The organism is Paenibacillus sp. Marseille-Q9583, assembly GCF_976954365.1.
Genome location: NZ_CDRJTB010000036.1, coordinates 22,412 through 35,809, shown reverse-complemented (window position 1 = coordinate 35,809; position 13,398 = coordinate 22,412). Strand labels below are relative to the sequence as shown.

13 protein-coding genes are annotated in these 13,398 nt (G+C 44.1%); 9 read left to right on the top strand and 4 right to left on the bottom strand.

The features are described 5' to 3' along the window. Positions 1-168 precede the first annotated feature (168 nt). Complete coding sequence (locus ACWNM1_RS17220) at positions 169-363, top strand: helix-turn-helix domain-containing protein (protein WP_449601877.1); 195 nt, start codon at positions 169-171, stop codon at positions 361-363. A gap of 74 nt (positions 364-437) precedes the next feature. Here ACWNM1_RS17220 and ACWNM1_RS17215 read toward each other — a convergent pair whose 3' ends face one another. Next, positions 438-932, bottom strand: a complete 495-nt coding sequence (locus ACWNM1_RS17215; protein ID WP_188114522.1) for a DinB family protein — start codon at positions 930-932, stop codon at positions 438-440. Between the two features lie 168 nt (positions 933-1,100). On the opposite strand from ACWNM1_RS17215, the gene ACWNM1_RS17210 reads away from it, so the two are divergent. From ACWNM1_RS17210 to ACWNM1_RS17190, 5 genes are all read left to right on the top strand, one after another. Next, complete coding sequence (locus tag ACWNM1_RS17210; protein ID WP_449601875.1) at positions 1,101-1,664, top strand: CGNR zinc finger domain-containing protein; 564 nt, start codon at positions 1,101-1,103, stop codon at positions 1,662-1,664. Positions 1,665-1,802: 138 nt separating this feature from the next. After that, positions 1,803-2,888 carry a stalk domain-containing protein gene (locus ACWNM1_RS17205; RefSeq protein WP_449601874.1) on the top strand — a complete coding sequence of 362 codons (1,086 nt, stop codon included), beginning with the start codon at positions 1,803-1,805 and terminating at the stop codon, positions 2,886-2,888. A 188-nt stretch (positions 2,889-3,076) separates the two neighbouring features. Continuing rightward, positions 3,077-4,951: an acyltransferase family protein gene (locus tag ACWNM1_RS17200; RefSeq protein WP_449601873.1), complete on the top strand. Its 1,875-nt coding sequence runs from the start codon at positions 3,077-3,079 to the stop codon at positions 4,949-4,951. 61 nt (positions 4,952-5,012) lie between these two features. Next, positions 5,013-5,519 carry an RNA polymerase sigma factor gene (locus ACWNM1_RS17195; RefSeq protein WP_042124760.1) on the top strand — a complete coding sequence of 169 codons (507 nt, stop codon included), beginning with the start codon at positions 5,013-5,015 and terminating at the stop codon, positions 5,517-5,519. 1 nt (position 5,520) lies between these two features. Then, the gene (locus ACWNM1_RS17190) at positions 5,521-6,399 is read left to right on the top strand and encodes a DUF3298 domain-containing protein (RefSeq protein WP_449601872.1); all 879 of its coding nucleotides are present in this window, start codon (positions 5,521-5,523) and stop codon (positions 6,397-6,399) included. 69 nt (positions 6,400-6,468) lie between these two features. Here the strand turns inward: ACWNM1_RS17190 and ACWNM1_RS17185 are convergent, their stop codons facing one another. Together ACWNM1_RS17185 and ACWNM1_RS17180 are read right to left on the bottom strand one after the other, a co-directional pair. Then, on the bottom strand, positions 6,469-6,990 hold the full coding sequence (locus ACWNM1_RS17185) for an N-acetyltransferase family protein (RefSeq protein WP_449601870.1): 522 nt from the start codon (positions 6,988-6,990) through the stop codon (positions 6,469-6,471). Between the two features lie 137 nt (positions 6,991-7,127). Continuing rightward, positions 7,128-9,107 carry a GTP-binding protein gene (locus tag ACWNM1_RS17180; RefSeq protein WP_449601868.1) on the bottom strand — a complete coding sequence of 660 codons (1,980 nt, stop codon included), beginning with the start codon at positions 9,105-9,107 and terminating at the stop codon, positions 7,128-7,130. Positions 9,108-9,283: 176 nt separating this feature from the next. Between ACWNM1_RS17180 and ACWNM1_RS17175 the strand changes: the two genes are divergently transcribed. Further along, positions 9,284-10,075 carry an SDR family oxidoreductase gene (locus tag ACWNM1_RS17175; RefSeq protein ID WP_449601866.1) on the top strand — a complete coding sequence of 264 codons (792 nt, stop codon included), beginning with the start codon at positions 9,284-9,286 and terminating at the stop codon, positions 10,073-10,075. Positions 10,076-10,160: 85 nt separating this feature from the next. Continuing rightward, positions 10,161-11,123 carry an S-layer homology domain-containing protein gene (locus ACWNM1_RS17170; protein ID WP_449601865.1) on the top strand — a complete coding sequence of 321 codons (963 nt, stop codon included), beginning with the start codon at positions 10,161-10,163 and terminating at the stop codon, positions 11,121-11,123. A 140-nt stretch (positions 11,124-11,263) separates the two neighbouring features. Here ACWNM1_RS17170 and ACWNM1_RS17165 read toward each other — a convergent pair whose 3' ends face one another. Next, a complete protein-coding gene (locus ACWNM1_RS17165) occupies positions 11,264-12,010 on the bottom strand; it encodes a hypothetical protein (protein WP_449601864.1) in 747 nt (248 codons plus the stop codon). Between the two features lie 169 nt (positions 12,011-12,179). On the opposite strand from ACWNM1_RS17165, the gene ACWNM1_RS17160 reads away from it, so the two are divergent. Further along, positions 12,180-13,235: a UvrB/UvrC motif-containing protein gene (locus tag ACWNM1_RS17160; protein WP_449601863.1), complete on the top strand. Its 1,056-nt coding sequence runs from the start codon at positions 12,180-12,182 to the stop codon at positions 13,233-13,235. The last annotated feature ends 163 nt before the right edge of the window (positions 13,236-13,398 follow it).

Sequence of the window (13,398 nt, the reverse complement as noted above, 5' to 3'; positions counted from 1 at the left end):
ACCAGTTATTATCCGGCATCATGAAACTGCTTTTTTTCTTTTACGATTCCAAGCACATCGCCTTGTGAATTCGAGCTCCCTGATGGTTCGACTCCAAGTGCAACGCTTCTTCAAATCGTTCTTTCGCGAATCAACAGCTCCATTTCACTCCCGGATGTAGCGAAACATATGGGGTTATCGAAGCAGCATCTAATTTATCTATTTAATCAAGAAGCCGGGGTTCCCCCGATTGAATTCCATCTGCGCCTCAAAATGCAGCGTGCCAGTCAACTGCTGGCATTAACCGATCTACATATTAAAGAAATCTCTAGTGCTATCGGGCTCGCCGACTCAATATCGAAGCACCCCAAAAGGTTAAAATAAAGAAAAGCCACACGACAGCTGCACCAGGTAAACCAGTACAGTGGAGTGTGGCTTATATTTTTATTGTAGAGGTTCTAATTAAAACTACGGTTGGAAACCCAGGAGCCTTGCAGTTTACGAAGCATAATAATTTGTCCGGTGTGGTATGAATCATGCAGGATAAGACTCATTACCTCTTCCCCTGGGGCATGACCCGAACCCCCCCAATCATATGCGCCTTCTTCCAACGCCTCAATGATTTCTCTAAGAGCAGCGTGCACGTCCTTCAGGTCTGCAACGGCCTTCGCCCATGCTTCTTCCCCTTCCGTTGTTACTGTGAAGGTATCATCGTTGCTTTCAGCATCAGGTTGTTTGGGCAACCCTTTTAACTTTCGCAGCAAACGCACCTTATAATATGTTAGATGGTTAACCGTCTCCCAGATGGAATTGACTGTACTCCCCTCTGGCTTCCAAAGTGCCTGTTTACTGTCCACACCTTCCAGTGCATCACTTAACGGCGGGGCCCAATCCTCGATATCCATGCAATAATCCCAATTTTGCAGCAGAACCTCACTGATTTTATTTTGCATGTTCAACCTCCTAATACTAACTGATTTATGTAACTACTTAAACCATTATATAGTGGTTACACAAGAAATGTAGCATATTTCCAGCGTTCAATCAAGTAACTAGCTAATCACAATTTTAACTGTTACAATCGTTGTAATCGAGGGTTGTGCGGAAAGGATGAACAGGACGTGTTGTGGGAGGATTTCATTAATAGTTACTGGCGGGATTGGCGAACAGGAGATAAGAACAAGGATCGGGATGAACTCGAAGATCCGGAGTGGATTGCGAAATGGCTGAAGAAGCATGCTCTGTTAGAAACACAGCTGCCGAATACGATAGAACTGGAACAGCTAAAGAAGCTTCGATCCCTACTATGGGACTGGGTACAGGCTATTGTACAAGGAAAATCGATGGATGGAGAAATGCTGAAGCAGCTCAATATCTTTATGGACAAGGGTCCTGTTACGCGGCGAATGGTATGGAAAAGTGCCGAGCAAGCGGAGATTTCATTATTGCCACTACATAGCGGTTGGGAGCAGGTGATGGCGGAGATAGCGGCGTCTTTCGCGGAGGCTTTGCTTGAAAAAGAACCCTCAAGATTCCGTATCTGCGAGAATCCCGATTGCCTCTGGGTCTATTACGACGATACACGCAACCGCTCCAAACGGTACTGCGATGATAAAGCTTGTGGCAACCTCATGAAGGTGAGGCGGTTCCGGGCACGGAAGAAGGCTGAAAAGGGTTCGGAGTGACTATTAAAGGAACTCTTGCGGGATGACGAATTTCGATCAACATTTATCCCCCCAAAACTTTTCAACACTCCTAATACGTCTTGCTAGTAAGTGCGCTAATAACACACTTATTACAACTAAATGGAGCGTGAACAAACAATGAAAAAGAGCCCTTTTAACGTATTGAAGCTTGGTGTAGTCGGATTAACGGTTGTGGGAATAAGCGCTGGCATGTTACCAATGAATGGCACTGCTTTTGCTGATGCAGTGAACACGACTAAGCCCGCCATCAATGCCCCGATTTCAGCTGTACCGATTTCCACCATCAATAACACTGGGATCCAAATCAAAGAAGTAATTCTCACATCTTCAACGGAGCTTCTGAATACAAATATTAAAGTGCCACAGATCGTAGGTATGTTGGACACAAAGGCTCAGGAAGAAATCAACAGTATCATTCTCTCTAAAGCGCAGAAAGACCTTGCTCTTTGGGAAAAGGATGCAACTGAAGCAGCAGCAGACGCTAAAAAGGCTGGATTCGAGTATCGTCCATATGAGCTATACATTATTTATGAATTAAAAGAAAATGGATCGGATAACCCTTCTGGAATGATCTCACTTATTGTTACTTCTCAAGGTGAAACTGGTGGAACAGGTATGCCTCGTGTAGATACATACAATGTATTTAATACGAAACAAGCTCAGCGGATTGCCTTGTCAGATTTCTTTGGAAACGACTTTAAGGAAAAGTTGAATGCCGGTATCCTTGCGAAGATCAATGAGGAACCTGAGAACTATTTTATTGAGGATTTCAAAGGAATCGACGAAGAACAAGGTTTTTATATTGAAAATGGTGAGGTTGTCATCCTCTTCCCTAAATATAGTATTGCTCCAGGCGCCATGGGAACTCCTGAATTTCGTTTCAGTACCCATATTACGAACAACCCGAAGCTCGATTTAAGTACAATAGCTACATTTAAGAATGCTAATGGGGTTTCAATGGTGTCATTACGAGATGTGGCGAATCGTTTAGGATATGAAATCAAGTGGAATCAAACGTCGCGCTCAGCTGAGCTGAAGAAAGGTGCACAGTGGACAAATGTTACCTTAGGTAAAGATTCTTACTTTTTTGCCAAAATGGCACCTGTCACTTTAGGTACTGCTCCTATCCTAAAGAACGATACGATATACGTTCCGGTTAAAATGGTTACCGATATTTTACGTGTGGAAATTATGAACGGCTAATTAGGCTAATGGCATTCCAGAATGATTTTTTGTTCTAGAATGCCTTTTTAAATTCATAGGCACTTGTGTACCGATTTCTGATCCATTCATGGTCACTCCTTTATTTACCAAGAGAAGTTAAGAACTTTTTTAAGTTAGTCATACGTCTTGCTGACATAAGACAACTGATGACGAAGGAATGAACTACCATGAAAGAAATCAAGGTTACACCACCGACTAACTCTTTAGAATCTGACAATTCTACGACTAGAAGGCGTATGGCGGGATTAGATGGACTTCGAGCACTCTCTGTGATCGCAGTTATTGCGTATCATCTCGACCTCAATTGGGCTCCAGGAGGACTTATAGGGGTCGGAATATTCTTCGTTCTGTCTGGATATCTGATCACGGATCAAATCATCCAAAGGTGGAAGCAAGACCGACGGTTCGACCTTAAAGATTTCTGGATCAGACGAGCGCGACGGCTATTGCCTGCTATGTTTGTCATGCTTTTTTTCACTGCTATGTGGCTTCTGTTGTTCGATCGTTCAAGATTAGCAGCATTACAAGGGGACTTTCTATCTTCTACGTTATACTTCAATAACTGGTGGCTTATTTTTCACGATGTATCTTATTTCGAGAGCTTTGGACCACCTTCTCCTATAGGTCATTTGTGGTCGCTCGCTATTGAGGAACAGTTCTACTTCATTTGGCCATTGGTTATTATTGTAGGGTTTCGCCTTGCACCTCAGCGAGGTAAACTCATTGTGATGTGTCTAACAGGGGCATTCCTTTCGGCACTTGCTATGGCGCTAATCTATCAACCTGGAGTTGACCCAAGCCGAGTCTATTATGGTACTGATACCCGAGCTTTTGCTCTACTGATTGGAGCCGCTCTCGCTCTAGCATGGCCGAGTCAAAATTTGACCGATAAGATTTCACGCAGATCTCGCTATATCCTTGACTTCAGTGGTGCAACCGGATTAATCACCCTCATTCTTATGATTTGGCGGACGAATGAGTACGGACAATTTCTTTATTATGGCGGCTTGGTTCTAGTGTCGATCCTTTCCGCAATTGTAATAGCTGTACTCGCACATCCTGCGAGCCGACTAGCTAAAATCATGGGTTGCAAGCCCTTGCGTTGGATTGGCGTACGTTCCTATAGTATTTACATATGGCATTATCCAGTCATCATTCTAACTAATCCTACAGTAGATACAGGTGGGTTCGATGGTTTCCGTGTTCTTTTTCAGCTGGGAGTTAGCCTCCTATTAGCCTCACTATCGTGGAAATATATCGAAGAACCTATTCGTCAAGGTTTATTAGGAAGATGGTGTACGAAATTAAGTATTCGTCTGCAATTCAAGATTCGACCCTTATTCATCTTTATTGCAGTCCCGTTAATCATATTATCCATATCCTGCAGTAGCAACTTGGATACCAAGATATCCGCAGATCCGAATACAGGCACTATTACTAATCCCGATAAGAATGAACATAATGTCACACTAGTGCCCCCTCAAAGTGTACCAACACCTGTGCCTGTGCCTGTACCTGTACCAGTAGATCCACCAAAGAAGCCAGAACCTCAGCCTCAGGTAGAAGAAGCAGGTAAAGGTGTTACTGCGATAGGTGATTCCGTAATCCTCGATGCTGCTCCTTATCTACAAGAACTTCTGCCAGGCATTGTTATCGATGGTAAGGTAGGCAGGCAGATGTCACAGGCACAAGAAGTGGTCGATAAGCTTAGGACGAAGGGGAAACTTGGCACTCGAGTGATCATTAATCTAGGTACGAACGGAGCTTTTAACTCCAATCAATTGCGGAAATTACTTATTTCACTTGAAGATGTTCAGCAAGTCATACTGGTAAACACACGTGTACCGAAAAAATGGCAAAATACTGTGAATACTTTGCTTAAGAAAGGGGCTTTAGAATTCCCCAATGCTATGGTTGTAGACTGGCATTCCTCAAGCGAAGGAAAGGATTCTTACTTCTATGAGGATGGCGTTCATCTAAAACGCGAAGGTGCCAAATCCTATGCCGCACTTGTAGCTAAAGCCCTACAAAAGGAGAATTAATGAGGATAGTAATCTAACATACTAAAGCTACGCAATATAAAAAGAGAAGGGTTTTACGAATATGCTTAAGAGGAATAAAGAGAAATTACTCACTCTTTGTATTACAGATAACAAGGAGAACATATACCGTCTAGCTTACAGCTATGTGAAGAACAAAGAGGATGCATTAGATGTTGTTCAGGATTCGATTTATAAAGCTCTCTCCTCTATAGGGTTGCTAAAGAACCCAGAATCCGTAAAGAGTTGGTTGTTTAGAATCGTAGTAACTACCTCTCTGGATTTTCTGAGGAAACATAAAAGAGTTCAACCAGTAGATGATGAAGCACTCGACTTTTTTATCCCTGGTGCGGTAGACGTGTATCCAGATATTGATTTAGAAAGATCGCTGGATGATCTACCCCTTAAGTATCGAAATGTCATCGTCCTTAGATATATCGAAGATTTAAAGATCGAGGAAGTTGCGGAAGTATTAAATGAAAACGTCAATACAGTAAAGACTAGGCTATATCAAGCACTCCAGTTATTAAGAGTCAACATGCAGGAAGAATCCTCAAAGGAGATCAATTAGAATGGATAACCAAATCAAAAAAATTATAGAAGATTATAACAAACTCCCTATTCCTGAGGAATTAGATTTCGTTGTAAGTAAAGCATTAAAGAAAAGGAAGATAAGAAGAATACGTTACCAGTGGATATCTGGAGTTTGTGCGGCAGCCCTATTTTTCGTGATTGGGATCAATGTCAATGTTAACATTGCCAATGCCTTCTCTGCTATACCTGGTGTAGACAGTATTGTTAAAGTGCTAACTTTTAGAGAATACAAAGTGGATGAGCAGACCTATAATGCAGACATAAAGGTCCCCATCATTACTAACCTAGAGAATAAAGAGCTGGAATCGACTCTGAATGAAAAATATCTCGAAGAAAACAAAAAACTATATGATGAGTTTCAAGCAGAGATGGAGTCTTTAAAGCAATCCGGAGAGGGTCATTTAGGGGTCGATACAGGCTTTGAGGTTAAAACGGACAATGCTGAGCTATTTGCTATTAGCAGATACGTGGTAAATACCGTAGGTTCATCGTCAACAACAATGCAGCACGATACGATAGACAAGAAGAATCAAATCCTGCTAAGTCTGCCTATGTTATTTAAGGACGATCGATATATCCGTATCATAAGTGAAAATATTAAGGAACAGATGCGCTCCCAAATGAAAGCAGATGAGGAGATGTTCTATTGGATTTCAACAGATGAACCCAATGAAGACCTGTTTTATCAGTTTGAAAATATAGCTAAAGATCAAGATTTCTATATCAACGATAAGTACCAGCTGGTTATTTCCTTTAACAAATATGATGTGGCTCCTGGTTACATGGGCGTTAGAGAATTCATCATTCCCACAGATGTAATTGCAGATGTTCTGGTCAGCCGTACGTACATTAAATAAATCATTATGAGACTCATAAGGGGTATGCGTTTTTTATCCCTTATGAGTCTTTTTTTGCGTGAAAAGTCATTAATCAATCCCTATGCCTCTAATGTCTTGCCATCCTATTTTTATTTCTTCTAATAATTCATTCCCTATCTTAACTTCTATACTTGAGATAGACTCTCCCCCAACGCTGTGGTAGAAATGAATCGCCGGATTGCCCACCAGCACCCAAGCCATGAACGAGCTATAATTTTTCTTCAATAAATTCTGTGCTACACTTCTTATGAGCTGCTTCCCTAGACCTTTTCCTTGGTGTTCCTTAAGCAAATAAAGTGCGTAAAGCTCCGCATCGTAGAGATCCGGCTCTCTTCGCGCCCCTCCATTTGCAAAGCCAATGATCATCCCTGCCTCATCTTCAGCAACATACATTACCTCGTCTTTATTGGGATTTTCAAAATTCTGAATCCAGCGCAACCTTCTAGCTTCTACTGTGAAATTATCAAGAAACTCGTCTGATATTAGTCCTTTATACGTGGTTTTCCAACTTGTAGCGTGGACGAAAGCGATCCCGGCTATATCACTAGCTGTTGCTTCTCTGATCTTCAATTCATTTCCCCCCTGTATTAATTCTAATCAAGTCTCCCTGAACTATCCCATTATATCCACCAGCCTATATTCTGGAAATAAGAAGAACCAGATAGCATCCTTTTGAGACGTCATCCGGTTCTCTCCTTCTATCTCACTTATCCCTGCAACGCCTTCCGCACGCTTAATATATATTTCGCCTGATCCAGCGGGTTCACACCCCGGCGGGTGCGCTCTGCCGATACATCTGATGGACATTCTTCATAGCCGGCAAAAAAAGAAGTGAACGTGCTACGCCCCTTCGTGTAGGAGCTTAAAGTAACCGGATAATCGAGCGACGTTGCCAGTGGCAAACGCCCTTCGATGATCATCCGCCCGCCTTGCAGCACAGGCGGTTCGAACGTGCCGCGCATCTGAACGAGGTCGTTCATCACTCGGCCGCCATTCTCCCCAGGGACAACGATGCGAACCTGAAGAATCGGCTCCAGCAGTTTAGTGCCTACCCGCGCGAGTCCATCCATAATTCCCATTGGAGTCGCTACGGCAAAATCCAGCGGATGGGTATGCCATACGTGATGCTGGCCCTCGATCAAAGTCACTTTAAGATCGGTAACCTCCCAGCCGTACAAGCCCTGTTGCAAGGCTTCTGGTACACGGCGTGCGGTCTCGCTCTGATATTGTGGCAGCAGATCGGAACTCCGCACTACCGAATCATAAACTAAACCACTGCCAGGAGGTCCGGGCTCAATCTGAAACCGTAGAATCGCCCAGCACGGCTTCGGCATCGTATAAGCGATAAAGCCTTCCCCAGCAGAGGCTGGCGTTTCTTTATAGATAACAGAAGGCTGACCGAAGGTAACCTTCAGCGCATACCGCTCCTCCAGAACACTATTCAGAATCTCCAGCTGAATAGGTCCCATTACTTTGATATGCAGCTCTCGCTCATCCTGCAGCCACTGTGCATCCAAGAGCGGATCTTCATCCGCCAGCTCTTGAAGTGCTCCGATAACCTTATGGTCATCCATATCGGTTTCCCAGAATACGCGCACCGTTAGCAGAGGTACAGCCAGCTTCGCTTCCTCCGGAATTGCCCCCGGATGACCAAGCACATCTCCGATCCGCACCCCCGAAAGACCATAGATCACAGCGATATCCCCCGCTTCAAGCGCTCCGACATCCTCAGTACGACCGCCCTCGACCTTGCGGATCTGGGTCACTTTCCCCTGAATATCCTGCGTGTAGTTCATTACCGTATCGCGGTTACGGATCGTTCCTTCATAAAGGCGGACAAACGCCATTCGCCCCATGCTTTTATCACGCTGAATATTGTAGACAATGCCGGACACCGGACCCTCAACATTGCCACCAGCTCGCGGAAAATACTCAACCATCGCGTCCAGCAATGCAGTAATGCCAATCCCCTTGGCGGCAACACCATAAACCATTGGGAAAAAGCGTCCTGAAGCGGAAGCTGTCTTCATATATTTTTTCCAAGCTGAAAGATCAACCGAACTACCTGACATATACGTCTCTAGCAGGTCTTCATCCCGCTCAGCCAATGCCTCTAATAATTCTGTCTGTGCAGCAGGATCAGCATCGCTTCCCCATAAATCAATAGCTTCTATGTACTCCTGCTCTTTGCCTATCGGTTGCTGAACAGGAATGATATCACTAGATAAATAATTTCTCACTTGGGCCAGCACAGCCTCAGGGTCTGCACCTACACGATCCATTTTGTTCATAAAAATAAGCGTCGGTATTTCCAGCTTCCTCAGCGCGTTCCAGATCATCTCACTTTGAGCCTGCACACCTTCTACCGCCGACAAAATTAGCACCGCACAATCCATCACTCGCAAAGACCGTTCAACCTCTGACAGAAAATCGACGTGTCCTGGTGTATCAACGAGGTTGATCTGCACACCTTTCCATTCAAAAGAAGCTAATGCCGCCCGAACGGATATTCCTCGTTGCCGCTCCACATCCATAGAATCCGTCAATGCTGTCCCACTGTCTACGCTACCGAGCGCTCGAATGCGACCGCTTTCATACAAAATATGCTCTGTTGTTGTTGTCTTGCCGGCATCCACATGGGCAAATATCCCCACATTAATCCGTTCTGCTCCCTGCTTCTGAATCATCTATAGTACCCCTATCATGAGCTAGATTGATCTAAATTTATATTGTACAAATCCTTATGTCTCATAGTAATACATCCCTCCTTGTTGTTCCACCCTCCTGCTAAATTGGTTAAATCCAGCTATGCCGGGTATGTAATTACTAAGTAAGAAGTCTAACGCCAAGGAGGAAATTCATCATGTTAGATCAACGTTTGCAAAATAAAGTTGCAGTAGTCACAGGCGCAGGGTCCGGTATTGGAAAAGCTACAGCCATAAGGTTTGCTCAGCACGGAGCTAAGGTATATATGCTTGATCGCACCCCTGAGGAATCCTATGAAACTAAACGTGAAATTGAATCCATTGGAGGAACAGCTACAGTTATCGAATGCGATGTTTCCAATCCAGGTCTTGTCGAAGAAAGTATTCGTAAGATTGCGGATGAGGCTCGGAAGATTGATATTATTTTTGCGAATGCTGGCATTAATGGTACATGGGCTCCAATCGAAACACTAGAAATCGAAGATTGGGACCAGACGCTGGATACCAACCTACGCAGTACCTTTGCCACAGTAAAATATGCTATCCCCCATATGAAAGAAAATGGCGGCAGCATCATTATCACTAGCTCTATTAACGGAAATCGAGTGTTCTCGAACATCGGCGCTGCTGCGTACTCCTCTTCCAAGGCTGGACAAGTCGCTTTTATGAAAATGGCTGCGTTAGAGCTGGCGCAATACGGTATCCGCGTAAATGCGGTCTGTCCTGGATCGATTGACACTCAAATTGGAGATAATACGGATAAGAGCGATGATCTTCAAGAGGTGAAGATTCCTGTGGAATTTCCGAAAGGCAATCATCCTCTGGAAGATGCGCCCGGTAAACCTGAACAAGTAGCCAATCTAGTATTATTTCTCGCCTCGGATGAGTCTTTCCATATCACAGGAACTGAGATCTATGTAGATGGTGCAGAGTCACTCCTTCGCGGATAACGTTTTACTTGAATCTTTATAATATTTTAAATGACCTGCAACATTTTGGTCTAATCTACCATCTAAGAGTATGGAGGTGACGCAAATGAAAAAACCATTATTCATAAATAACGCTAAAAAAATGACGATAGCCTGCGGTATTCTAGCGGCAAGCCTGTCATTTGGAGCATCCGCTTTTGCGTTTTCGGATTTGAAAGGTGATCCTGCGGAAGCAAAAATTAACTCCCTGCATAAAGAGGGGATTATAAATGGAGTAGACAAAGATAAGTTCGCGCCTAAATCTAAAGTAAGCTTTGCCCAAGGGATTCAGTTCATCGTTGGTGGTCTGAATCTGTCTCCAAAGCCAGAGGCGGGTAACAGCTCATCCAAAGCTAGTGATTATTTTGATAAGGTGAACGACAAATCCTGGTATGCTTCAGCCTTCCTGACTGCCAAGCAAAATGGTCTTTCACTCGATCGGACAGTGGATCCTAACGGAACCATCACCCGTGCTCAGTTCGCGCACTTATTGACGCAAGCACTGCAAAGTAAAGGGAACTTCCCTGTTACGCTGATGTATGTAGACATTAAGGATGGCGATAAGCTCTCTACAGAGATTATAAATAGTCTCCAAATCCTGCTGAATACACATATTGCCACACTCGATAAGAACGGGAATTTCCGGCCAAATGATGCCATTACCCGCTCGGAAGCAGCCGCTATGACTTATGATGCAGCCGCTTTTGCCAAACGCGTAATTGTGTCTAATGGCAACCCCACTACTCCAACCTACGAAACTGAGGTTACACTAACCAAAGCGGGTGAAGGGGTAAACAAAGCTACGCTGACCGTTAACAACTTACCGCACCCGGGATATGGTCTGGTAATTGAGAGAATCGAATTTGGCAAAGACAAGACCGCAGTGATTTATTTTAATGTGACTGCTCCTGATCCAGGAAAAATGTACGCACAGGTGATCTCAAAAGCATCTGTTGTCACTTATCTGCCAGAGGGATATAAAGCGATCGCTAAATCGGTATCCGGATCTACCTCTAGCGCTACGCAATAAAAGCTCCGGACTCGATTCTTATGGAACGAATCAAACGAAGGTGCCCCAAAAGCCGTAAAATGGCTACTGAGGCACCTTCGTTTTTTGGGTTCTTCCCCATGTTCTAAACTACCCAAGGACTAATAAGAATTTCTTACTTCTCAGGGTGTCCATTGATCGTGAATAATGCCTACTAGTGCATGATCCTCTCCAATCTTCTCGAAAACTAGACGCAGGCTGCGCCAGTCCATCCCTTCGACAGAAGGATCGATGCCAGTAATATGATATTCAACGAAATCATATTGCTCCTTGGGATACACTTCGTTCAAGTTATTGATCGTTGTACCTTGCCCAAGCCCCTTGTTCACAGCAATTTCGGCCGTCTGAATGAAGTCTGCATCGTAGACAAACCGCTTGTAGTAATCTGCGAATGTCAGCTCAATTAAATCACCCGATCCAGCAAATGTTCGCCAGACTCTTTTGGTAGAGTCATTCATTAATCCTTCCACTTCATCCTTGCTGAATACAAGATCATTCTTCGTATCTACGTATGCGTATGGAGAAAAACGTAATCCTTTATCTGAATGTACCCATGCGGCTAATTGCTTCATATCCTTATTTTTAATAGACCTTATGACTGTCGTCGCAGCTTCCTCTACAGTTGGCGGAAGTCCCTCCTGATCCAGTGGCTGATCCGTGCTTGATGGCTCCGTCTCCTGTAGTGGCTCCGTAGTAGCCGCTGGTTGTGCAGTTTGTGTCTGCTCTGGCGTTTGCTCAGGCATCTGCATTTGCGTCTGTTCTGGGGTCACCTTCGGTTCCGTTCCCGCTTCCGGCGTTCCTCTGCATGCTGTAAGCCATAGCATAGCTGCTATCAGCGCGAGCCCACCGATATTTCTTACGAAGTACATAAGATCCCTCCTCTTTTTTGATCCCTCGCTCTTTAGACTGATTTGAACATATGAAGGTTGCAGGCTTATACTAAAACTATCAGTCAAACAACTCTTATGAGAGGGCGGGGTTACTATTCATTTAACAGAAAAACTTAAAAGCCTTCCCCTGACTCCCGGCGTATATCTCATGAAGGATGGCCTCGGTCATATTATATATGTGGGGAAGGCGAAGCAGTTGAAACGGAGAGTAAAATCGTATTTTCAAAACTCGAAGTCTCATTCCCCAAAGGTAAAACAGCTCGTTCGCCATATTAAAGATTTGGATATTATCCTTACAGATACCGAATTCGAAGCTTTTATGCTGGAGTGCAAATTAATTAAAGAAATAAAGCCCATGTACAATAGAAAAATGAAAAATCCACAGGCTTATACGTATATCGTAATAGGAACGGATGATAAAATGCGTACATTAGATATAACCTATGATCCTGCTGTCCAAAAGGGTAACCAGATTTGGGGTCCCTACACAAGCAGAAGTACCGTGGAAAGAGCTGTGCAAGGCATCAAGGAAAGCTCAAAAATCCTCTGCAGCAATCCAAGCTTCAAAAAATCATTATGCCTAAACCATTCGCTTGGCTTATGCATAGGCATGTGTGCAGGCGGCGATGCTGCCGTTCAATATAATACTATCATTGATAAAGTCATAGCCCTACTAAACGGAACGGATTCCAGCCTCCTTGTGGAGATGGAGCAACAGATGACTAAAGCTGCAGAGCAATTTGACTTCGAAACCGCCGCCAAATACAGGGATTATATCGGAGCCATCAGCTTCCTGAATCACAAAGAGAAGGTTATCGAATTCGCTGCAGAGAATCAGAATATCGCGATCCTTGAAGCCATGGATGAACAGACGCTTAAACTCATATTGCTCAAAGGCAATCGCATCCTGGCGCATACTAAACTCGAATACGCTCAACCGGATATTACCTACCTGCAAGCCGTTATAACATCAGCGATTATGGATACTTTCTGCGGTGAACTTAACCAGACCCCGGCAGCAATTACTCGCCATGAAATTGACGAAGCACAAATTATATACAGCTATTTAAAAAGCAGCTCCTGCAGCTACATCATCGTGCAAGAGGATTGGCTTGCAGCTAACAATCATTCCCGTCTAGACACTGCGGTGGACGAGCTGTTGCGTATCTTTTTAAATGCTGCTCCAGCCCATTCGTATAATTAATCCACCCTCTAACTGCGGTGAATGTTTGGACTTCCGCCCGCTCTTGTCTTCAGATTTCTTGATTTCAAACCAGTATTCGTGGTAGAAATCTGAAGACATAGACGGACAACGCTCCTCCAGTTCCACCCCCCCCTCTGTCACCGTCACCTTTTATCAGCTTTTC